Annotated in this window: 24 protein-coding genes; 18 read left to right on the top strand and 6 right to left on the bottom strand. The window is 59.7% G+C overall.

Annotated elements, in window-relative coordinates; translation table 11 throughout:
• Window positions 1-19 precede the first annotated feature (19 nt).
• The 5 genes from EIY72_RS00995 to EIY72_RS00975 all read left to right on the top strand — a co-directional run bounded on the left by EIY72_RS00995 (window position 20) and on the right by EIY72_RS00975 (window position 4,281).
• Window positions 20-907, top strand: coding sequence for an acyl-CoA dehydrogenase family protein (locus tag EIY72_RS00995; protein ID WP_093225776.1), 888 nt, complete (start codon window positions 20-22; stop codon window positions 905-907).
• A gap of 99 nt (window positions 908-1,006) precedes the next feature.
• Window positions 1,007-2,101 carry a serine hydrolase domain-containing protein gene (locus EIY72_RS00990; RefSeq protein ID WP_093225773.1) on the top strand — a complete coding sequence of 365 codons (1,095 nt, stop codon included), beginning with the start codon at window positions 1,007-1,009 and terminating at the stop codon, window positions 2,099-2,101.
• Window positions 2,098-2,427, top strand: coding sequence for an amidase (locus tag EIY72_RS00985; RefSeq protein WP_093225770.1), 330 nt, complete (start codon window positions 2,098-2,100; stop codon window positions 2,425-2,427). The genes EIY72_RS00990 and EIY72_RS00985 overlap by 4 nt, the downstream gene beginning before the upstream one ends.
• Before the next feature lie 104 nt (window positions 2,428-2,531).
• Window positions 2,532-3,122 carry a YceI family protein gene (locus tag EIY72_RS00980; protein WP_093225767.1) on the top strand — a complete coding sequence of 197 codons (591 nt, stop codon included), beginning with the start codon at window positions 2,532-2,534 and terminating at the stop codon, window positions 3,120-3,122.
• A 1-nt stretch (window position 3,123) separates the two neighbouring features.
• Complete coding sequence (locus EIY72_RS00975) at window positions 3,124-4,281, top strand: phospholipase D-like domain-containing protein (RefSeq protein WP_093225763.1); 1,158 nt, start codon at window positions 3,124-3,126, stop codon at window positions 4,279-4,281.
• A 61-nt stretch (window positions 4,282-4,342) separates the two neighbouring features.
• Here the strand turns inward: EIY72_RS00975 and bglX are convergent, their stop codons facing one another.
• Entirely contained in the window at window positions 4,343-6,634 is a 2,292-nt protein-coding gene (bglX, locus tag EIY72_RS00970; RefSeq protein WP_093225760.1) for a beta-glucosidase BglX, read from the bottom strand.
• Between the two features lie 273 nt (window positions 6,635-6,907).
• Here bglX and EIY72_RS00965 point away from each other — a divergent pair, with 273 nt between their 5' ends.
• The 6 genes from EIY72_RS00965 to EIY72_RS00940 all read left to right on the top strand — a co-directional run bounded on the left by EIY72_RS00965 (window position 6,908) and on the right by EIY72_RS00940 (window position 10,003).
• Complete coding sequence (locus EIY72_RS00965; protein ID WP_093225757.1) at window positions 6,908-7,513, top strand: LemA family protein; 606 nt, start codon at window positions 6,908-6,910, stop codon at window positions 7,511-7,513.
• A gap of 34 nt (window positions 7,514-7,547) precedes the next feature.
• Entirely contained in the window at window positions 7,548-8,303 is a 756-nt protein-coding gene (locus tag EIY72_RS00960; RefSeq protein ID WP_093225754.1) for a TPM domain-containing protein, read from the top strand.
• A 28-nt stretch (window positions 8,304-8,331) separates the two neighbouring features.
• Window positions 8,332-8,949 carry a TPM domain-containing protein gene (locus EIY72_RS00955; RefSeq protein WP_093225751.1) on the top strand — a complete coding sequence of 206 codons (618 nt, stop codon included), beginning with the start codon at window positions 8,332-8,334 and terminating at the stop codon, window positions 8,947-8,949.
• Between the two features lie 132 nt (window positions 8,950-9,081).
• Window positions 9,082-9,369 (top strand): helix-turn-helix domain-containing protein, encoded by a 288-nt coding sequence (locus EIY72_RS00950; RefSeq protein WP_093225748.1) that lies wholly within the window; start codon window positions 9,082-9,084, stop codon window positions 9,367-9,369.
• Window positions 9,366-9,722, top strand: coding sequence for a putative holin (locus tag EIY72_RS00945; RefSeq protein ID WP_093225745.1), 357 nt, complete (start codon window positions 9,366-9,368; stop codon window positions 9,720-9,722). The genes EIY72_RS00950 and EIY72_RS00945 overlap by 4 nt, the downstream gene beginning before the upstream one ends.
• Complete coding sequence (locus tag EIY72_RS00940) at window positions 9,722-10,003, top strand: phage holin family protein (RefSeq protein ID WP_093225742.1); 282 nt, start codon at window positions 9,722-9,724, stop codon at window positions 10,001-10,003. The genes EIY72_RS00945 and EIY72_RS00940 overlap by 1 nt, the downstream gene beginning before the upstream one ends.
• A 20-nt stretch (window positions 10,004-10,023) precedes the next feature.
• Here the strand turns inward: EIY72_RS00940 and EIY72_RS00935 are convergent, their stop codons facing one another.
• Window positions 10,024-10,434 (bottom strand): helix-turn-helix domain-containing protein, encoded by a 411-nt coding sequence (locus tag EIY72_RS00935; protein WP_197678870.1) that lies wholly within the window; start codon window positions 10,432-10,434, stop codon window positions 10,024-10,026.
• 299 nt (window positions 10,435-10,733) lie between these two features.
• On the opposite strand from EIY72_RS00935, the gene EIY72_RS00930 reads away from it, so the two are divergent.
• The 3 genes from EIY72_RS00930 to EIY72_RS00920 all read left to right on the top strand — a co-directional run bounded on the left by EIY72_RS00930 (window position 10,734) and on the right by EIY72_RS00920 (window position 12,726).
• Window positions 10,734-11,012 (top strand): Ogr/Delta-like zinc finger protein, encoded by a 279-nt coding sequence (locus EIY72_RS00930; protein WP_093225738.1) that lies wholly within the window; start codon window positions 10,734-10,736, stop codon window positions 11,010-11,012.
• 2 nt (window positions 11,013-11,014) lie between these two features.
• On the top strand, window positions 11,015-11,377 hold the full coding sequence (locus EIY72_RS00925) for a hypothetical protein (RefSeq protein ID WP_093225736.1): 363 nt from the start codon (window positions 11,015-11,017) through the stop codon (window positions 11,375-11,377).
• A gap of 134 nt (window positions 11,378-11,511) precedes the next feature.
• Window positions 11,512-12,726, top strand: coding sequence for a class I SAM-dependent methyltransferase (locus EIY72_RS00920; protein ID WP_093225733.1), 1,215 nt, complete (start codon window positions 11,512-11,514; stop codon window positions 12,724-12,726).
• Between the two features lie 56 nt (window positions 12,727-12,782).
• On the opposite strand, the gene EIY72_RS00915 is transcribed toward EIY72_RS00920, so the two are convergent.
• Entirely contained in the window at window positions 12,783-13,673 is an 891-nt protein-coding gene (locus EIY72_RS00915; protein WP_093225729.1) for a DMT family transporter, read from the bottom strand.
• Between the two features lie 212 nt (window positions 13,674-13,885).
• Between EIY72_RS00915 and EIY72_RS00910 the strand changes: the two genes are divergently transcribed.
• The 3 genes from EIY72_RS00910 to EIY72_RS00900 all read left to right on the top strand — a co-directional run bounded on the left by EIY72_RS00910 (window position 13,886) and on the right by EIY72_RS00900 (window position 15,258).
• Window positions 13,886-14,467 carry a DJ-1/PfpI family protein gene (locus EIY72_RS00910; protein WP_093225725.1) on the top strand — a complete coding sequence of 194 codons (582 nt, stop codon included), beginning with the start codon at window positions 13,886-13,888 and terminating at the stop codon, window positions 14,465-14,467.
• 14 nt (window positions 14,468-14,481) lie between these two features.
• Window positions 14,482-14,787, top strand: a complete 306-nt coding sequence (locus tag EIY72_RS00905) for a ribbon-helix-helix domain-containing protein (RefSeq protein WP_093225722.1) — start codon at window positions 14,482-14,484, stop codon at window positions 14,785-14,787.
• Window positions 14,788-14,913: 126 nt separating this feature from the next.
• Window positions 14,914-15,258 carry a YegP family protein gene (locus tag EIY72_RS00900; RefSeq protein WP_093225719.1) on the top strand — a complete coding sequence of 115 codons (345 nt, stop codon included), beginning with the start codon at window positions 14,914-14,916 and terminating at the stop codon, window positions 15,256-15,258.
• A 54-nt stretch (window positions 15,259-15,312) separates the two neighbouring features.
• Here the strand turns inward: EIY72_RS00900 and EIY72_RS00895 are convergent, their stop codons facing one another.
• Both EIY72_RS00895 and EIY72_RS00890 read right to left on the bottom strand, forming a co-directional pair.
• Complete coding sequence (locus EIY72_RS00895) at window positions 15,313-16,200, bottom strand: dihydrodipicolinate synthase family protein (protein ID WP_093225716.1); 888 nt, start codon at window positions 16,198-16,200, stop codon at window positions 15,313-15,315.
• Between the two features lie 28 nt (window positions 16,201-16,228).
• Complete coding sequence (locus EIY72_RS00890; RefSeq protein WP_093225712.1) at window positions 16,229-17,011, bottom strand: aldolase; 783 nt, start codon at window positions 17,009-17,011, stop codon at window positions 16,229-16,231.
• 159 nt (window positions 17,012-17,170) lie between these two features.
• Here EIY72_RS00890 and EIY72_RS00885 point away from each other — a divergent pair, with 159 nt between their 5' ends.
• Window positions 17,171-17,713, top strand: coding sequence for a helix-turn-helix domain-containing protein (locus EIY72_RS00885; protein ID WP_093225709.1), 543 nt, complete (start codon window positions 17,171-17,173; stop codon window positions 17,711-17,713).
• A gap of 16 nt (window positions 17,714-17,729) precedes the next feature.
• On the opposite strand, the gene EIY72_RS00880 is transcribed toward EIY72_RS00885, so the two are convergent.
• A complete protein-coding gene (locus EIY72_RS00880) occupies window positions 17,730-18,749 on the bottom strand; it encodes a DUF4917 family protein (protein ID WP_093225706.1) in 1,020 nt (339 codons plus the stop codon).
• Window positions 18,750-18,756: the final 7 nt, after the last annotated feature.

The following is an 18,756-nucleotide window of genomic DNA, read 5'->3' as shown; positions in this document are numbered from 1 at the left end:
AGCCCACAAGGAGCCTCTTATGCCCTGGCAAACCCTCTTGCAACGCCGCGAACGCATGCCCGTCAGCGCTGATCTGGCTGAAGGTTTTTCGACCTTGCTGCACCACTTGGGCATGGTCACCCCGTTCGAATTGGCGGTCGCGGGCGGGCGGATGATGGCGACGCCGGGGCTGGCATTTCTGGTGGGGTATCAGGCGGCGTTGCGCATGCTTTGGCCGAGCGCACCGCTGAGCCTTGGCGCCTTGTGTGCCACCGAGCAACGCAGCCTGCGTCCGGCGGACATGCAGACGCGGCTGGAGGGTTTGCGCCTGAGCGGACGCAAGGATTTCGTCACCGCCGGTGATGCCGCCGACTGGCTGTTGGTGGCGGCACGCTGCGAAACGCCCGGCAGCGATCCACGTCTGAGCCTGGCGGTGATCTACCGCGATGAGCCGGGGGTGCAAGTGGAGAAACTTGCACCGATTGCGCTGATGCCAGACATCAGCCACGGCCGCTTGTTGCTGGACAATGTCCTGTGCGAATTGCTCGCCGGTGATGGCTGGGATGCCTACGTGAAACCGTTCCGCACCCTGGAAGACATTTATGTACTCAGTGCCATGACCGCCTGGTTGTACGGCATCGGCCAGGACAGCGCCTGGCCGCAAAGTTTGCAACTGCGCCTGCTGGCGTTGCTGGCGGGTTGTGCGGAAGTCAGTCGCCAGCCACCGTCGAATCCGGCCGGGCATGTGTTGCTCGGTGGCTTGTTCGCGCAGTTTGACGGGCTCAAGGTTGAAGTGGCGCAAGCGCTGACCGAAGGACCACCACACTGGGCGGCAATGTGGCAGCGTGACCAGGCGGTGATGGACCTGGCGGCGGCGGCGCGGAGCAAGCGGTTGGCCAAGGCGTTGAGTGCAACCGTGCCCAACTGACAGGGCATCATCGCTGGCAGGTCGCAGCGGCAACAAAAAACTTCAGAACTGTCATCTTCCTCAACTAGGCTCAGCAGGTTCAATCCCCGAGCGCTCGCCATGCCCAAAGGCTTGTTCCTGATTCTCCTGCTGTTGTTCAGTCTCTCGGCCCATGCCGAAAACTGGCCCGCCGAGCAATGGGCCACCGGCCCGGGCATTACCGGTCCGACGCTGCAAGCCCTGGAAACCTACGCCTTCCCGCCCCGCGACGACGCCACCCGCAAGGGCATTCGTACCGATGCCTTGCTGGTGATCCGCGACGGTCAACTGATCTACGAACGCTATGCCGGCCCCACCACTGCGGCGACACCGCACCTGACCTGGTCGATCAGCAAAAGCCTGATGGCTGCGGTCCTCGGTGTGGCCTATGGCGAAGGCCTGTTCAAACTGGATGATCCGGCGCAGAAGTTTTATCCGCCGTTGAAAAAGCACCCGAGCATTACCATGGCCGACTTGCTGCACTGGGCCTCTGGGCTGGATTGGCAGGAGGACTATGAATACGCACCGCTGAACTCTTCGGTGGTGGCCATGCTTTACACCCGTGGCCGTAAGGACATGGCGGCATTCACCGCCAATCATGAAGCGTATGCGCCACCTGGGCAGGCGTTTCGCTATTCCAGCGGTGACAGCAGTTTGTTGTCGGCGGCGTTGAAAGACATCGTCGGTGCAAGTCGATACGCGGAGTATCCATGGACCGCGCTGTTCGAACCTCTGGGCATTCGTCACGCGGTGTGGGAAACCGACGCGAGCGGTGCTTTCGTTGCCTCATCCTACGCTTACCTGACGGCCCGGGACCTGGCGCGAATCGGCTTGCTGATGGCTCGTGATGGTCGTTGGGGCGACAGGCAGCTGTTGCCCAAGGACTGGGTGGCGTTCAATCGCGCGCCTTTTGTTCACTACAAGGCCCATCAGGATGATGCCGTTCCCGGCGGCCAGTGGTGGCTCAACCGGGCGGTGGACGGTGCCGCTCAGCCTTGGCCGGATGCGCCTGCGGATACCTTCGCTGCATTGGGCCACTGGGGCCAGGCCATGTACGTGATTCCCGGCGAGAACCTGGTGATCGTGCGTTATGCCGACGACCGTGATGGCAGCTACGACGACAACCAGTTGCTCAAACTGGCGCAAGCGGCTTTTGCCCCGAAGGTGCAGCCATGAGTCGTCGATCTTTTGTGCGCCGTCGCCCGTTCAGCAGTGTGCTGTTGATCCTGCTGCTGATCCTGCTCGGCTGGATCTGGCACCAACGGGTGGCCTTGGCGGCGTTTCCCGACATCATCAGTGCCTACACCGCCAAGGAATACTGCTCGTGCCGTTACGTGATGAACAATGAAGCCGGCTATTGCCGCGGCTATGTGAAGCAGTGGTTGCCCGCCAGTGATTTTCGCGATGACGCGCAGGGCAAGCGTGTCACGGTCAGCGGCATGGGGCGCAGCAACAGCGCCGTGTGGATCGGCGAGCGTCAGGGTTGTCGCTTGCAGCCCTGAACGAGTGCCGGGTTGGGCTTTTTGAGTCAGGGGCAAGAGAAAGTTTGCAACCTGTGTCAGGCCAGTTAAGGTTCAGCACAGGTTTCTCTGTCTCACGGGTATTTATGTTCAAGCGGTCCACCCTGCAAACTCTCGCTTGCCTGCTGCTGACGGGCGCCACGCTGACGGCCCATGCCGACTGGTATCTCGACGGCGAGTCCTCACGCTTGTCATTTGTCAGTACCAAAAACGCCAATGTGGCCGAAGTCCAGCGCTTTCTGATGCTGCACGGCAAAGTCAGCCCCGAGGGTGTGGCTGAAGTCGAGGTCGAGCTGGAATCCATCAACAGCGGCATCCCGCTGCGTGACGAACGCATGCGCAAGGCGCTGTTCGAGATCGACAAATTCCCCGAAACGCTGATCACGACGCAAATCGACCTGCGCCCTATCAACGATCTCGCTCCGGGAGCACAACTGGAGTTGCGCTTGCCACTGACGGTAAACCTGCACGGCAAGCAACGCGAGTACAACGCCGAACTGCTGGCGACGCGTCTCGATGACCGGCGTTTTCAAGTGGTGACCCTCGAGCCGCTGGTGATCAATGCCGCGGATTTCGATCTGCTGCCGGGGGTGGAAGCCTTGCGCAAACTCGCCGATTTGTCGGCAATCAGCCTGTCGGTACCGGTGGGCGCGGTGCTGATTTTCACGGCGCGCTGACATGGCCGGCGCGATTTTTCCCTGGCGTGAAGGCAATCATTTCGAATTGCTGATCGATGGCCCGCAGTTCTTTCCGCGCATGCTGGTGGCGATTGCCCGTGCCGAAGAGCAGGTTGAGCTGGAGCTCTACCTCGTTGAGGCCGGCGTCTGTGCCGAGGCCATGGTCCAGGCACTGGTGCAGGCCGCCGAGCGCGGCGTGCGGGTGCGTTGCCTGTTCGATGATTACGGCAGTCTTGCATTCACCCTGACCTTGCGCCAGCGCCTGATGGCCGCCGGTGTGGAGTTGCGCTTCTACAACCGCCTGAGTTGGCGACGCTGGGTCGGCAACTTCTACCGTGATCACCGCAAACTGTTGCTGGTGGATCAGAGCCTGGCCGTCGTCGGCGGCACCGGGGTCACCGATGAGTTCTGGAACCCGAACGAAAATGTCAGCGAGTGGCACGAGGTGATGGTGGAAATCACCGGGCCGCTGGTGCTCGATTGGCAGTTGCTGTTCGATCGCCAATGGATTGCCAACCGTCATCGTCGCGCTTGGCGGCCAGCTTCACATTTCGGCTTGCCGCGTTTGCCGCGAGTGCCGTCCAAGGGCGAGGGCATGGGCCGGGTGGCGTATGCCGATGCCCGCCAGCACCGCGACATTCTGCAAGCGCTGATTCGCGCGCTGAACAGCGGGCAGAAGCGCATCTGGCTGGCCACGCCTTACTTTCTGCCGACCTGGAAGGTCCGCCGTTCGCTGCGGCGTGCGGCGGCCCGTGGTGTTGATGTGCGCTTGCTGTTGACCGGGCCACGCACTGATCACCCGTCGGTGCGCTACGCCGGGCACCGTTATTACCCTCGATTGCTCAAGGCCGGGGTGAAGATCTTCGAGTACCAACCCTGCTTCCTGCACCTCAAGATGGTGGTGGTCGATCACTGGGTGAGCATTGGCTCGTGCAATTTCGATCACTGGAACCTGCGCTTCAACCTGGAGGCCAATCTGGAAGCACTGGACCCGGGACTGACCGCGGCGGTGGTGGCGAGTTTTGAGCGTGACTTTGGTTTAAGCGAGCAGGTCAGCCTGGAAGAGTGGCAACGCCGGCCACTGTGGCGAAGGGTCAAACAGAGGATTTGGGGCTGGGTGGATCGGGTGGTGGTCAATCTGCTGGATCGGCGGGGATAGTCGCCACACCTGAAAGCACTGTGGGAGCTCGCTCCCACAGCTTCTTGCATTGTTTACAGGATTACAGCAACTCGAAACTCTGCTGCGTTACATCCTCTGAATCCAGACCGATCTGCACGTTGAACTTGCCTGGCTCGGCAGCGTACTTGAGCTGGGTGTTGTAGAACTTCAGGTCATCCTCGCTGATGCTGAAGTGCACGACTTTTTGTTCGCCGGCCTTGAGCATGACTTTCTGAAAGTTCTTCAGCTCCTTGATCGGGCGGATCATCGAGCCGGCCACGTCCTGGATGTACAACTGCACCACGGTTTCGCCGTCACGCTTGCCGGTGTTTTTCACCGTGACGCTGGCGTCGAGCTTGCCGGTCTTGTTCAGTGTGGTCGAGGACAGTGCCATGTCGCTGAGGCTGAACTGGGTGTAGCTCAGGCCGTAACCGAACGGGTACAGGGGACCCGTGGTGTCATCGAAGTACTGCGAGGTGTAGTTGCCCGGTTTGCCCGGCGTGAAAGGCCGGCCGATGGTCAGGTGGTTGTAGTAGGTCGGAATCTGGCCGACCGAGCGCGGGATGGTGATCGGCAGTTTGCCCGACGGGTTGTAGTCGCCGAACAGCACATCGGCGATGGCGTTGCCGCCTTCGGTGCCGCTGAACCAGGTTTCCAGAATCGCGTCAGCCTGTTCCTTCTCTTCGAGAATCGTCAGCGGCCGGCCGTTCATCAGTACCAGCACCAACGGTTTGCCGGTGGCTTTCAGGGCGCGGATCAGCTCGCGCTGGTTTTCCGGGATGTTCAGGTCGGTACGGCTCGACGATTCGTGGGACATGCCACGGGACTCGCCTACGGCAGCGACCACGACATCGGCGTCTTTGGCAGCTTTCACTGCCTCATCGATCAGTACGTTGGCCGGACGCGGATCGTCCACCACTTCCGGGGCATCGAAGTTGAGGAAGTTCAGGTAGTCGAGGACTTTCTTGTCGCTGGTGATGTTGGCGCCACGGGCGTAGATCAGCGTCGATTTATCGCTCAGTGCGTTGTTCATACCGTCGAACAGGGTCACCGATTGCGCCGGCTTACCGGCTGCGGCCCAACTGCCCATCATGTCGATAGGCGCCTTGGCCAGCGGGCCGACCAGGGCGATTTTCGCGCCTTTCTTCAGCGGCAGGGTGTCGTTCTGGTTTTTCAGCAGCACCAGGCTGCGGCGCGCGACGTCGCGGGCCTCGGCGCGATGCAGACGGCTGTCGGCGTAGGTGTCGACCGGGTCATCCTCGGCCTTGCCGATGCGCAGGTACGGGTCCTTGAACAGGCCCATGTCGTACTTGGCGTCGAGCACCGCACGCACGGCGTTGTCGATATCGCTCTGCTGGATGTCGCCGGATTTGAGCAACCCTGGCAGTTCCTTGCCATACAGGGTGTCGTTCATGCTCATGTGGATGCCGGCCTTGATCGCCAGCTTCGCCGCTTCACGGCCGTCAGCCGCAACGCCGTGCTTGATCAGCTCGAAAATCGCGCCGTGGTCACTGACTGCCAGACCCTTGAAGCCCCACTCCTTGCGCAGCAGGTCGTTCATCAGCCAGGTATTGGCGGTGGCCGGCACGCCGTTGATCGAGTTCAGTGCCACCATCACGCCGCCGGCACCGGCATCGATCGCTGCGCGGTACGGTGGCAGGTAATCCTGGTACATCTTGACCGGGCTCATGTCGACCACGTTGTAGTCGCGACCGCCCTCGACCGCACCGTACAGGGCGAAGTGCTTGACGCTGGCCATGATGCTGTCGGCCGCGTTCGCGCCGCTGCCCTGGAACGCCTTGACCATCACGCCGGCAATGCGCGACACCAGGTAGGTGTCCTCACCGAAGCCTTCGGAGGTACGGCCCCAGCGCGGGTCGCGGGAAATGTCGACCATCGGCGCAAAGGTGATGTCGAGGCTGTCGGCGGCGGCTTCCTTGGCGGCGATGCGCCCGGACAGGCCGATGGCGTCCATGTCCCAGCTGGACGCCAGGGCCAGGGGGATCGGGAAAATGGTGCGGTGGCCGTGGATTACGTCGTAGGCGAAGAACATCGGAATCTTCAGGCGGCTGCGCATGGCCGCGTCCTGCATCGGACGGTTTTCCGGGCGGGTGATTGAGTTGAACGTTCCGCCGATGTTGCCGGCTGCGATTTCCTTGCGGATCAGCTCCCGGGGCATTTCCGGGCCGATGCTGATCAGGCGCAGCTGGCCGATTTTTTCCTCGAGGGTCATTTGCCCGATCAGGTTACTGATGAAGGCGTCCTTGTTCTCCAGCGGCGGGGGTGTCGTGGCGGCCAATACCTGATGACTGGCCAGGCTGACGAACAGGCCCAGCAAACACAGCTTCTTCATGAATAGTTTTCTCAAGGGCCCAAACGGCGATGATGACGCCGGCCAGCCAAAATTTAGGGAACGTCTATTGTTGTTCGGGTGCAGGTGCAAAAGCGCAATCCACAAACTGACAGCCAAAACGGCAGTCAGTGCCTGTAGCGCTTTTGTGCAGGGCCTCTTTTTAGCCCATTGGCCCGTTGCAATCCAGAGGCGCCGGCGATTATGCCCCAAGAGCTGGCCGAGAATGTTTCGCGGTTGGTTTTTTCATGAAATGTGCAAGGGAGCATCACCTTGATGAATGTCAGTCCAACCTACCGCTCACGTCTGCAGGTCGCCACGCTGTTGGTATTGGCCACGCTGCTGACGGCTTGCGGCATCAACAATATCCCGACGCTTGATGAACAGGCCAAGGCGGCTTGGGGGCAGGTCCAGAACCAGTATCAGCGCCGTGCCGACCTGATTCCCAACCTGGTGGAGACCGTCAAGGGCTATGCCAAGCATGAAGAAGAGACATTGACGGCGGTGATCGAGGCGCGCGCCAAGGCCACCTCGATCCAGGTGGATGCCTCGACCCTGGACAACCCGGAAAAGCTCAAGCAGTACCAGCAGGCACAGGACCAGCTCAGCGGTGCGCTCAGTCGTTTGATGGTGGTGTCCGAGCGCTATCCGGACCTCAAGGCCAACCAGAACTTTCTCGCCCTGCAATCGCAGCTTGAAGGCACCGAGAATCGCATCAGCGTGGCCCGGCGCGATTTCATTCTCGCCGTGCAGAAGTACAACACCGAAATCCGCACTTTCCCCGGTCGCCTGTGGCACAGCGTGATGTACAGCGATCTGCCGATTCGCGAAACCTTTGAAGCCACGCCGGGCTCGGAGAAGGCGCCTGAGGTCAAGTTCTGACCAGGGCCAGGCGTGATCACGCGAGAGGTGGCCGATGCGCATGTTGAAAGCGGGCTTGCTGCTGTTGTTGTGGGTGGTGGCATTCACCGCACGGGCCGAGTTGAGTTTTCCGGCGCTGACCGGGCGGGTGGTGGACAACGCTCAGATGATCGACCCTGCGGTTCGAGAACAGTTGAGCCAACAGCTTCAAGCTCACGAAAAGGCCACGGGCGAGCAATTGGTGGTGGTGACGTTGCCAAACTTGCAAGGCACCGATATCGCCGATTACGGCTACCAGCTCGGTCGCCATTGGGGAATTGGGCAAAAGGACAAGAACAACGGCGCCTTGCTGATCGTCGCCCGGGATGAGCGCAGGTTGCGCATCGAGGTCGGCTATGGCCTGGAAGATCGCCTGACCGATGCGCAGAGTTCGGTGATCATCAACCAGGTGATCACGCCTGCGTTCAAGACAGGTAATTTCAGCAAAGGCATCAGCGACGGGGTGGCAGCCATGCTGGTGGTGCTCGGTGGCAACCCGTTGGACGAGCCGTCGACTGTGTATCAATCCCGAGGTGATCCGGGCGATGATTTCATTGCTCGGCACCCGGGTATCTTCGTGTTTTTGCTGGTGCTGTTCATCCTGACTGTCTTTGTCTGCCAGATGCTCGGTATCCTTCCCGCGGGCCGAGGCGGCTCCGGGGGTTCCGGAGGTGGTTTTGGTGGCGGTGGCGGTTTCGGCGGCGGTGGAGGCGGGGGCTTCAGCGGCGGCGGGGGCAGTTTCGGCGGTGGCGGCTCCTCCGGCGGCTGGTGACAATAATAATGAGCGGGCTCATCTGAACATGGCATTACTGACTGAACACGAACAACGCAAGGTTGCCGAGGCGATTGCCCGGGTCGAGCGTGACACAGACGCCGAACTGGTGACGGTGCTGGCGGCTCGCGCCGACGACTATGCGTACATCCCGCTGCTGTGGGCCAGCCTGCTGGCGCTGCTGGTGCCGGGGATCGTGCATTACCTTACCGGCTGGCTGACCATGCACAGCCTGCTGCTGGTTCAGTGGATTCTGTTCATCATCCTGTGTCTGCTGTTTCGTTTGCCGAAAGTCACCACTCACCTGATCCCGCGTTCGGTGCGTCACTGGCGTGCTTCGAACCTGGCGCGTCGGCAGTTTCTGGAGCAGAACCTGCACCACACCGAAGGTCGTACCGGTCTGCTGATTTTTGTCTGCGAAGCCGAGCGCTATGTGGAAATCCTCGCCGATGAAGGGATTTCCGGCCGCCTCGACAACAAGGAATGGGACACCATCGTCGCCGCATTCACCCGTCAGGTGAAGCAGGGGCAGACATTGCAGGGCTTTGTCAGCTGTATCGAGGCGTGCGGTGAACTGCTCAAGGTGCATGTGCCGGTAACGCATGTCAGGAACGAGTTACCCAATCGCCTGGTGGTATTGGGTTAGCACTTTTCCCGGCGCATTTTGTAGCAAACAGCGGTACAAGCGCCCTTCGTTGTACCGGGTCCGCCCCGTCTTCAATATCTCTCTCCATTAATCAGTGACCTGCAATGGTCGCTTTGGATCAGAGAGAGTCCTATGTCAACGCAAACCTCGATTGACGCGTTTGCCAGGACAGTTTCCGGTGAAGATGCCAACACACCATCGGTCAAACTGACTGCAAGGGAAACGCAAATTCTGCTGTGGTGCTTTAAAGGCAAAACGACCTGGGAAATCAGCAGGATCGAGAATCGCTCAGAGTCCACGGTCAACTTTCACTTCGCCAATATTCGCCGAAAGTTCGCGGTCAATTCCCGTAGTGCAGCCTTGCTCAAGGCGATCGAGACGGGCGCGCTCGCCGTTGACTCTTCGGAGCGGTGTCCGTGAGCCTGGCTGATTCGACTTACAACAGCATCAGTGGGCTCATGTTGGGGCTCGGCCTGGCCGCGCTGCCGGTGATCGATGGCGAAGTCTTGTTCGGCGCATCGCTTGGGGCCTGGCTGGTCACCACTACCCGCATCAACTTCAAGGCCTGGCAGCGAATCGGCTCCTGGTTGTTGTCGGTGGGCGTGGGCTACCTGTTCACTCCGGTCGCGTTGCCATGGGTACCTTTTCTGACGGCCGGGGTGACGGCTTTCTTTTGTGCACTGGTCATCATCCCCGTGAGCATCAAACTCATGCAGTGGATCGACAGTGCTGCCATCGGCGACATCCTTCGTCAGTTCAAAGGGCGAGGATGATGAATCATCAAACGGAAATCCTGATCTGGATAACAGGCCTGGCTCACTTGATCGGCGCGTTCAGGCTGGCCTGTTATCAGCGCGATGAACAGCATCCTCGCTGGCGAGCGAGGTGGCTGACGAGTCTCTGCGGAGGTTTGTTCTGCCTGGCCGGCATGGACGTATTGCTCAAGTTCGCTCCGGTGAGCCCGTGGCATGCGCTGGTGTCGGTGCTGGTCTGCGCATTGATTGTTCGAGCTCGCGGCAATATCCGATGGATGTGGCAGGCCGGCAAATCATGAAAACTGGCGTGCCAAGGGCTTCAACTTTTGCTCGCGTGCTGGAGGGCCGTGAGCGTGGCTGCCATTTCCGAGAGTTTGCGCTCCATTTCCCGCAGGCGGTGCTTTTCTTCCAGTGCGCTTTGAATCGCGTAGCGATCCTCTTCATCGAGTTGGCGCCACTTTGCAAGAATGCTGCTTTCCTCGGTGTTGGCAGGGGCGTCAACACGCCCCTGCCGCAAGACGGGTCCTTCGCCCAGCAACAGCCAGTCGAGAGAGAGGCCACGTGCCTGTGCAATTTCTACGCAAAATGCGTATGGCGTGCTGTCACGCCCCTTCCAGCTACTGAGGGTCTGTGGGCTTATTTGCAGCGCTGACGACAAGGCAGCGTCTGTCTTTGTGCCGGTAATTTGTTTCAGGCGCGCCAGAACAGCCTGTGATTTTTTGCTACGCAATTTGAGTCTCTTCCTTTTGACATATGCTTTTTGAGTGCCTAAGTTATGCGTAATGAGTACTCTTTTTTTTGCAGTAATCAATCATCAACTATGAATCAGAAGAATACGATGTCGAAGCTTCCTAATGGTATCAGGGTCAATTCCTACGAACATTGCCCGTACTTCCCGTGCGTCAACCCGTTGCATTTTTTTTTGACAGGCACAGGTTGTTTAAAAGAGCGGAACGTCACGACGCAGGGGACAACTCGAATTGCGTTTGATCTGTTCGATTTCCACTCAATGACTACCGGCCACGACGCATGAGTACTTACAAAATGGTATGCCCGCATTGTTTGAGCAAAATGCGTATTCGAACCAGTGAAGGGCGGCACATCTTCCTCCGGGTAGCGTACTTGCAATGTACTTCCGAGGCGTGTGGCTGGTCGGTTCGCGCCGAATTTGAAATGACCCACGAACTCTCGCCCAGTGGCATGCCCAATCCGGCGGTGCATCTGCCTTGCGCCGGGCCCGACCTGCGTCGGGCTGCCCGGCCTGTCGTTGTCCTGGCGGAGCCAGCGGATGAGACGCAGGAGTCTTGAACATGAGTGAACACGATGAGCAGGTGGATTTGAATGAGGAGTTGCTGGCCATTGCCCAGGCCTTCCTGGCACGTCATGAAGGCGAGGGGGAGAGTGATGATCAACTGCTCTTCTGTCGTGCAGTGAAGCACTTGCAGGGGATGGCGGTGCCGATGCACCTGGCGGAAAGGCTGGTCAGCCATGCCTATGGCATTCTCAAGTCATGCAACGATCGTCGACGCCTGGATGTCGCTGCGAGTTCCGAAACGGTGGCAGTGGTCACTGATCCGGCCAACGGTCTGACCTGGGCGGTGCCGGTGGGGTTGATCGTCAAACACATCATCAACTCACCCTGCAGCCGCAAGCTGCGATTGGTCGAATCCTGAATTCAAAGGTCTTTCTCGGGGCCTGGAGGGAGGGGCAATCGGGGCCTGTCGTGAAATAACTCCGTGCCCAAACCTCTCGTCCCCCCTAAAATAGCCGGCATACCCCGATTCGCTTTGCCGAGGCTCGTTTTTTCATGTCCGTTACCGCTACTCCCGCCAGCCTCGCGCCGGATCATCACGCCCAGTTCATCGAACTGCTGCAATCGAGTCTGGAACAGAACGCCTTCATCAAACTGGTGCTGGGCAAATATGTTGGTGAAGAAGCTGACTTGCAGCGGATCATCATCAAGCCGGTCACGGTCAAGGCGAAGCCGTGTCTGTCCTTCGTTTATCGCTACAAGACCCGTGACATCACCAAGAACCTGCCGTTGACCGACGGCGTGGAGAGCATCGCGCAACTGCTGCCTGCTTCGTTCAAAAATGCGCATTTACTGTCGTTGACCGATGAGGCGCAGCTTGAATACAGCAAGAAGGGCAAGAGTTCGCTGTTCAAGAGCAAACCTCAGCAATTGCGTGAAGTGCCGTCCGCCGAGCACAACCGCGAGAAGAACCGGTTTCTCGACCTGAGCCGGCCGTTTCTCGCCGATTTGGGCGTGACCAACAAGCAGCATGAACTGATCCCGGCGATGTCGCGCAAGTGGAAACAGATCAACAAGTTCATCGAAGTGTTCAGCCATGCGCTGACGTCGTCCCCGCTGGCGCTGGACAAACCGGTGCGCGTGGCGGACTTCGGCTCGGGCAAGGGTTACCTGACGTTCGCCATCCACGACTACCTGCGCAACACCTTGAAAGCCGAAGGGGAAGTGACCGGTGTCGAACTGCGCGAAGACATGGTCACGTTGTGCAATAGCGCGGCTGCCAGGCTCGAACACCCGGGGCTGGTGTTCAAGTGTGGCGATGTGCGCAGCGTGGCGCCGAGCGAACTGGAGGTGATGATTGCCCTGCATGCCTGCGACATCGCCACCGACTATGCCATTCACACCGGTATCCGCTCGGGTGCCGCGATCATCATGTGCTCACCGTGCTGCCACAAACAGATTCGCCTGCAAATCCAGAGCCCGGCGTTGCTCAAGCCGATGCTGCAATACGGTCTGCACCTGGGGCAGCAAGCGGAGATGGTCACTGACAGCCTGCGTGCGCTGTTCCTTGAAGCCTGCGGCTACGAAACCAAGGTCTTCGAGTTCATCTCACTGGACCACACCAACAAGAACAAGATGATCCTGGCCGTCAAACGCGCCGAGCCGGTGGACCCGGCGCAGTTGCTGATGAAGATTCAGGAGCTCAAGGACTTCTACCACATCAGTGAGCATTGCCTGGAAACGCTGTTGCGCGCTGACGGTTACCTGTAAACGTCAGAGCCGGCTTGCTGGCGATGGCGGTTGCTAAGCCGCAGTCGCTGCCAGGGTTATGCCGTGGCCACGCGCGCAGGCTTGATGGCGGTCTTGCGTCCGAGCATCACGGTGAGGATGACGCCGACGGCAAACACCCAGGTGATGGGCTCAACGTGCTCGCCAAAAAACAGCGCTGAAAACGCGATGGTGAAAAAAATCTGCAGCAACTGGATCTGGCTGACCCGGGCAATGCCTCCCATGGCCAGGCCGGCGTACCAGGCAAAGAAACCGATGAACTGCGAGAACAGCGAAACGTAACCGAAGGCCCACCAGGTCTTGGCCGAAACTTCACCCTGATGTTGCAGCGCCAGATACACCACGGGGCCGATCAGCAGGGGTGTCGACAACACCAGCGCCCAGCAGATCACCTGCCAGCCGCCCATCTCCCTGGCCAGGCGACCGCCTTCGGCGTAACCCAGGCCACCCACGGCAATCGCCCCGAGCATCAGCAAGTCACCGGCCTGAATGCTGCCGGCACCGCTGATCAACGCATAGCCCAATACCAACGCACTGCCTAGCGCCGCGCAGGCCCAGAAGGCTTTCGAGGGTCGTTCGTGGGACAGCCAGGCGGCATAAAGCGCCACGCACAGGGGCTGCAATCCATTGACCAGCGCGCCATGGGATGCCGGTAGCGTCTGCATGGCCCAGGCCGACAGCACCGGAAAACCGAGAATGACCCCGGCAATCACCAGTGTCAGGCCTTTGACCTGCTTCCAGGTCGGCCATTTTTCCCGCCGCCACAGCAACAGCAGGGCCGCCGGAATCGCCGCAAACAGCGCTCGTCCCAGGCCGTTGAGCAGTGGGTGGAGTTCCTGCACGACGATCCGCGTGAAGGGCAGGGTGAGGCTGAAGATCACAACGCCGAGCAGGCCGAGGGCCATGCCGGTGTTTTCGCGCGAGGACATGATGGCAACCAGAATCAGGTGGGCGGAAGATGGCTTTATCTAGCCACAAAGCAAGTGTAAGCAGCTGTTACAGATAGGCGCAGAGTTATCCGTACAGTTGTGAATCGCCATCACGATCCGACAAGTAGTAGCCGGCTGTTACCTGACCTCGCGGAATGGGACTACCTTGAATACTCCTGCATGCCCACGCATTTTCCAGAGGAGTCCTTCCCATGGCGGCGAAAAAAATTCTGATGCTGGTTGGCGACTACGTCGAAGACTACGAAGTGATGGTGCCGTTTCAGGCATTGCTGATGGTGGGCCACACGGTGCATGCCGTATGCCCGGACAAAACCGCCGGGCAAACCGTGCGTACGGCGATCCACGACTTCGAAGGCGATCAGACCTACAGCGAAAAACCGGGCCATCTGTTTGCGCTTAACTTCGATTTTTCCAAGGTCAAGGCGGCGGATTACGACGCGGTGCTGATCCCTGGCGGTCGTGCTCCGGAGTACCTGCGCCTGAATGAAAAAGTCCTGGAGCTGGTGCGTGACTTCGACAAGGCCGGTAAGCCCATCGCCGCTGTGTGCCACGGTGCACAACTGCTGGCGGCGGCGGGGATTCTTGAAGGTCGCGAATGCAGCGCTTATCCGGCCTGCGCCCCGGAAGTGCGCCTGGCTGGCGGCACGTACATCGACATCGCCGTGACGGACGGGCACGTTCAGGGCAATCTGGCCACCGCGCCGGCGTGGCCTGCGCATCCGAACTGGCTGGCCGGGTTCCTTGGTTTGCTCGGTACCAAAATCACGCTGTAACGGGGGACCTTTCCATGTGCGAGCTGTACGTCAAGGCCGATCCGATTCTCTACGAATCGCGCTCCCGCTCGCTGCGCATCTGCGGGGTGGTCACCACCCTGCGCCTGGAGAATCAGTTCTGGGACATCCTCAGCGAAATCGCCGAAGTCGATGGCATGACCACCAACCAGTTGATCGCCAAGCTGTATGAAGAGGTGATGGACTATCGCGGCGAAGTGGTGAACTTCGCTTCGTTTCTGCGGGTGAGTTGTACGCGCTACCTGAGTCAGCGACGAGGGCAGGTGCCAGAGCTGTCGGTGGTACGTACTGCGGTGAAATAACGCGGGCCCTGTCCGTCTTTTTCGCGAGCAGGCGTGCCGTCGAGGGTGCCCGTTCAGTGGCTAAACCCCACGGACGGTCTTTACTGTCAGGCGACTTGGTCTGGATCAATCGACAGGAGCGACATCATGTCCGGATGGTACGAAGTGAGCAAAAGCAGCACCGGTCAGTACCGGTTTGTCCTCAAGGCCGCCAACGCCGAAACCATTCTGACCAGCGAGCTCTACACCACCCATGCCGCTGCGGACAAAGGCATTGCCGCGGTGCAGAGCAACAGCCCGCTGGATGAGCGTTACGAAAAAAAGAGCACCAAGGACGGTCACCCTTACTTCAACCTCAAGGCCGGCAATCACGAAATCATCGGCAGCAGCGAATCCTATTCGACGGCCGCTGCCATGGAGAAGGGAATTGCCGCCGTCAAGTCCAACGGCCCGACCAAGGTGATCAAGGACAAGACCTTACCGGTTTTGTAGTCCAGTTACGCTCCCCCTGTAGGAGCAAGCCCGCTCCTACAGGGGCGAAATGCTTCAGCGCAATGCATTCAGCAAATCGTGCAATTGACCGCAACCCGCCTCACCCAGAGGGAACACCGGTAAACGCGGGTCCCCCGCCTCCAGCCCGGTCGCGCGCAAACCGGCCTTGATCGTCGCCGGCAAACCGCCTTTGAGAATGAAGTCCAGCAGCGGCAATTGCCGATAGAACAGCTCGCGTGCCTTGTGCAAGTCGTTGCTCAACACGGCTTCGTACAAATCCAGGTTGAGCTGCGGTATCAGGTTCGGCGCGGCGGTGCACCAGCCTTTCGCTCCGGCTGCAAAGGCTTCCAGCGCCAATGGATTGCAGCCATTGTAGAAAGGCACCTGACCTTCGCCCAAGCGCTGCAACTGGTGCATTCGCTGGATATCACCGGTGCTCTCCTTGACCATGGTCACGTTTTCCACGGCGTTGAAAATACGCAGGATCAGCTCGACCGACATGTCGGTGCCGCTGGTGGCCGGGTTGTTGTACAGCATGATTGGCACGCCGATGCTGTCACCAATGGCGCGATAGTGGGCGAGGATTTCCGCTTCGCTGAGTTTCCAGTAGGAAGCCGGCAAAACCATTACCACGTCGGCGCCGTGCGCCTCTGCAAAACGGGCGCGACGCACGGCTTTTACGGTGGTCAGGTCGGACACGCTGACGATGGTCGGCACCCGTTTGGCCACGTGGCGGATGCTGAATTCGCTGACCTGATCCCACTCCGCATCGCTCAGGTAAGCGCCTTCGCCGGTGCTGCCCAGCGGGGCAATGGCATGTACGCCGCTGTCGATCAGGCGGTCGATCGAGCGCCCGAGGGCGTCCAGGTCAACGCTGTCGCCCTGAGCGGTAAACGGGGTGATGGTGTAGCCGATGATGCCGTGAATAGGGTTGTTGGACATGGTGTTTCTCCTGGCAAAAGGGCTGGGTTCAGTTCAGGCAATCGGCGTGCTGACGCAGGTTTTGCCGGGCGTAGTAGTTGAACGCGGCGGCGTGGCGCTTGGGCCGGGCAATCCAGTCGTGGGCTTCGCGACCCAGTTCGGGGCGGATCGGCTTGATGGTTCCGGCACTCATCGCCAGCAGTTGCAGCTTCGCCGCGCGTTCGATCAATTGCGCAATGACGCAAGCCTCCTCAATGGTGGCGCCGGTGGACAACTGACCGTGGTGGGAAAGCAGGATCGCCCGTTTGTCGCCCAGTGCTCCGGCAATCAATTCGCCTTCCTCGTTGCCCACCGGCACGCCTGGCCAGCCTTCGAGAAACGCACAGTCGTCGTAGAGCGGGCAGAGGTCCATGTGGGAAATCTGCAGCGGCACTTCCAGCATTGACAGCGCCGCCACGTGGGTCGGATGGGTGTGAATGATGCAGTTCACATCCGCTCGGGCGCGGTACACCCAGCTGTGAAAGCGGTTGGCCGGATTGGGCATGCCGTGGCCTTCAAGCACTTCCAGGTCTTCATTGACCAGCAGCAGGTTGCTCGCGGTGATTTCGTCGAAACCCAGGCCCAGTTGCTGAGTGTAGTAAGTGCCAGGCTGCGAGCCACGGGCGGTGATTTGCCCGGCCAGGCCGGAGTCGTGACCGTTCTCGAACAGAATCCGGCAGGTCAGGGCCAGCTTTTGCCGGTCGGTCCACGTATTATCCGCCAGGGTATTTTGCATTTGGCTCAGCGCGTGCTTGACCAGTTGCTCTTTGGGCAGTGCTAATGTCTTGGCCATATCGGTGTCCTTTGGGTGGTTCAATGGACGTCGGTTTTGCGCTGCACCGGTACCTCGCAAAGTTGTCGGTGAGTGCAAATGACACTAAAGAGGCTATATGACACTTTGTGTCATTGGCAAGGACAAATCGTTGCCTCCTTGATGGATTAATCGCTCTACATGTCTATCCGTTTGAAATTACTGAGAAAAAAACTCGGCGTAACCCTGGAGGCGCTGGCCGAAAAATCCGGGATGACCAAGAGTTATCTGTCGAAAGTCGAGCGCGGGTTGAACACGCCGTCGATCGCGGCCGCGCTGAAACTGGCCAAGGCGCTGAACGTGAAGGTCGAGGAGTTGTTTGCCGAAGAAAGCGTCAGCCTCGACAGCTACAGCCTGGTGCGCAGTCACGAACGCCAGTCCCTGGCCGCCAATGACCAGAGCCCCGGCTACGCGGTGCTGGCCCATCAGGTCAGCGAACGCAGCCTGCTGCCATTTATCATCTATCCGCCGACAGAGTTCACCGACAAGACCTTCAAGGAGCATTTGGGCGAGGAGTTTCTGTTCGTCCACGAAGGGCGAGTGGAAGTCGACTTCATGAACGAACGCGTGCTGCTCGAACGCGGCGATGCGCTGCACTTCAATGCGCAGAAGCCGCACCGGCTCAGGTCAGTGGGGGAGGTTCAGGCACAGTTGCTGGTGGTGGTGCACAGCACGGAAGAGTGAGTCATGTCAGGCGCTGCTAAACCTCGACCGGGACAGACAGCTTCGAACTGCCCAACGCATGGCTTTTTGAATCAAAAAAGCGCAGCTCCACGCCGGTCCCCTCGAACAGCTTCGCGTAATGCCGCTTCTGATGCTGAATGAACGCCTTGCTGCGCGGATAAATCGAGATCGCCAGTACCTGCGGTTTCGCCAGACGCAGGGCGTGGATGATGTGGCTGTCCTGCTCACCCAGCGCGTGACCGAAGATGCACAGCCCCAGCCCATGGCCGAGCAACTGCTCATAGCAGAACGACAGGTAATCGGAACTGCGGATGGTCTTGAGCTTGTCCGCGCTCGGCCCTTCGTTGACGAACAGCGGCACGTCATCAAGGGTCTTGATCGTGTTGTTGATGGCGAAGTTGCCCAGCAAAGTGCCCTCGGTGGACATCAGCTTGCGTGCCGTGCCGTCCTGATTGCGCACCAGGTGCAGGCCGCCGTGCAGGTAGAGCAAACGGGTCTTGTCGGTGGCGGTAGCGCTGAGGTCGAAGCCGGGTTCGGCACCCTGGAACAGATCGCTGATCGCCTCCGGCTCGTGTTGCAGCGCCCAGTAGTTGAGCAGGTCGTAGTTGGTGGTGAACACCGTGCGATAACTGGCCAGCTCCTGGTTGATCGCCGCCAACGTCGAAGGCACCACCAGACGCCATGGAATGTGCACCGCATGCACGGTGTTGATCAGCGCTTCCTTGATCGCGTAGTAGCGATTGCGTGGTGCTGCCGAACTGACAGCCAGGGCCTTGTTGACTCGACTGGTGGTCTTCAGCGCGCCGAGCACCTGCTCGAAACTACGGGTTTGCATGGCATCGAACACACTCAGCTCGGAGGGGCTGAGGGGTTTTTCTTCGACAGTGCGGGCGTTTTCGAACAGCGACTCGTAACCGAAGTCATCCCACACCGCACGGCTGGCGCCGTTGCCCACCAGCAAACCGCTGAATGCAGCACTGCTGCGCAAGGCGTTCCAGTCTTCAAGTTGGGCGTCGACATCCTGGAAATCGGTCATTGCGATC

The sequence above is a fragment of the Pseudomonas vancouverensis genome (genome assembly GCF_004348895.1).
Taxonomy (GTDB): Bacteria; Pseudomonadota; Gammaproteobacteria; order Pseudomonadales; family Pseudomonadaceae; genus Aquipseudomonas; species Aquipseudomonas vancouverensis.
This window is presented reverse-complemented; position numbering and strand designations above follow the sequence as displayed.

Coding starts and splice junctions, on each gene's coding strand:
- EIY72_RS00955 (WP_093225751.1), top strand. CDS start 8,332: ATGGCATTACTGACTGAACACGAACAACGCAAGGTTGCCGAGGCGATT.
- EIY72_RS00930 (WP_093225738.1), top strand. CDS start 10,734: ATGAGTACTTACAAAATGGTATGCCCGCATTGTTTGAGCAAAATGCGT.
- EIY72_RS00905 (WP_093225722.1), top strand. CDS start 14,482: ATGTGCGAGCTGTACGTCAAGGCCGATCCGATTCTCTACGAATCGCGC.
- EIY72_RS00980 (WP_093225767.1), top strand. CDS start 2,532: ATGTTCAAGCGGTCCACCCTGCAAACTCTCGCTTGCCTGCTGCTGACG.
- EIY72_RS00915 (WP_093225729.1), bottom strand. CDS start 13,673: ATGTCCTCGCGCGAAAACACCGGCATGGCCCTCGGCCTGCTCGGCGTT.
- EIY72_RS00920 (WP_093225733.1), top strand. CDS start 11,512: ATGTCCGTTACCGCTACTCCCGCCAGCCTCGCGCCGGATCATCACGCC.
- EIY72_RS00960 (WP_093225754.1), top strand. CDS start 7,548: ATGCGCATGTTGAAAGCGGGCTTGCTGCTGTTGTTGTGGGTGGTGGCA.
- EIY72_RS00910 (WP_093225725.1), top strand. CDS start 13,886: ATGGCGGCGAAAAAAATTCTGATGCTGGTTGGCGACTACGTCGAAGAC.
- EIY72_RS00990 (WP_093225773.1), top strand. CDS start 1,007: ATGCCCAAAGGCTTGTTCCTGATTCTCCTGCTGTTGTTCAGTCTCTCG.
- EIY72_RS00940 (WP_093225742.1), top strand. CDS start 9,722: ATGAATCATCAAACGGAAATCCTGATCTGGATAACAGGCCTGGCTCAC.
- EIY72_RS00885 (WP_093225709.1), top strand. CDS start 17,171: ATGTCTATCCGTTTGAAATTACTGAGAAAAAAACTCGGCGTAACCCTG.
- EIY72_RS00950 (WP_093225748.1), top strand. CDS start 9,082: ATGTCAACGCAAACCTCGATTGACGCGTTTGCCAGGACAGTTTCCGGT.
- EIY72_RS00880 (WP_093225706.1), bottom strand. CDS start 18,749: ATGACCGATTTCCAGGATGTCGACGCCCAACTTGAAGACTGGAACGCC.
- EIY72_RS00925 (WP_093225736.1), top strand. CDS start 11,015: ATGAGTGAACACGATGAGCAGGTGGATTTGAATGAGGAGTTGCTGGCC.
- EIY72_RS00900 (WP_093225719.1), top strand. CDS start 14,914: ATGTCCGGATGGTACGAAGTGAGCAAAAGCAGCACCGGTCAGTACCGG.
- EIY72_RS00975 (WP_093225763.1), top strand. CDS start 3,124: ATGGCCGGCGCGATTTTTCCCTGGCGTGAAGGCAATCATTTCGAATTG.
- bglX (WP_093225760.1), bottom strand. CDS start 6,634: ATGAAGAAGCTGTGTTTGCTGGGCCTGTTCGTCAGCCTGGCCAGTCAT.
- EIY72_RS00965 (WP_093225757.1), top strand. CDS start 6,908: ATGAATGTCAGTCCAACCTACCGCTCACGTCTGCAGGTCGCCACGCTG.
- EIY72_RS00985 (WP_093225770.1), top strand. CDS start 2,098: ATGAGTCGTCGATCTTTTGTGCGCCGTCGCCCGTTCAGCAGTGTGCTG.
- EIY72_RS00895 (WP_093225716.1), bottom strand. CDS start 16,200: ATGTCCAACAACCCTATTCACGGCATCATCGGCTACACCATCACCCCG.
- EIY72_RS00890 (WP_093225712.1), bottom strand. CDS start 17,011: ATGGCCAAGACATTAGCACTGCCCAAAGAGCAACTGGTCAAGCACGCG.
- EIY72_RS00995 (WP_093225776.1), top strand. CDS start 20: ATGCCCTGGCAAACCCTCTTGCAACGCCGCGAACGCATGCCCGTCAGC.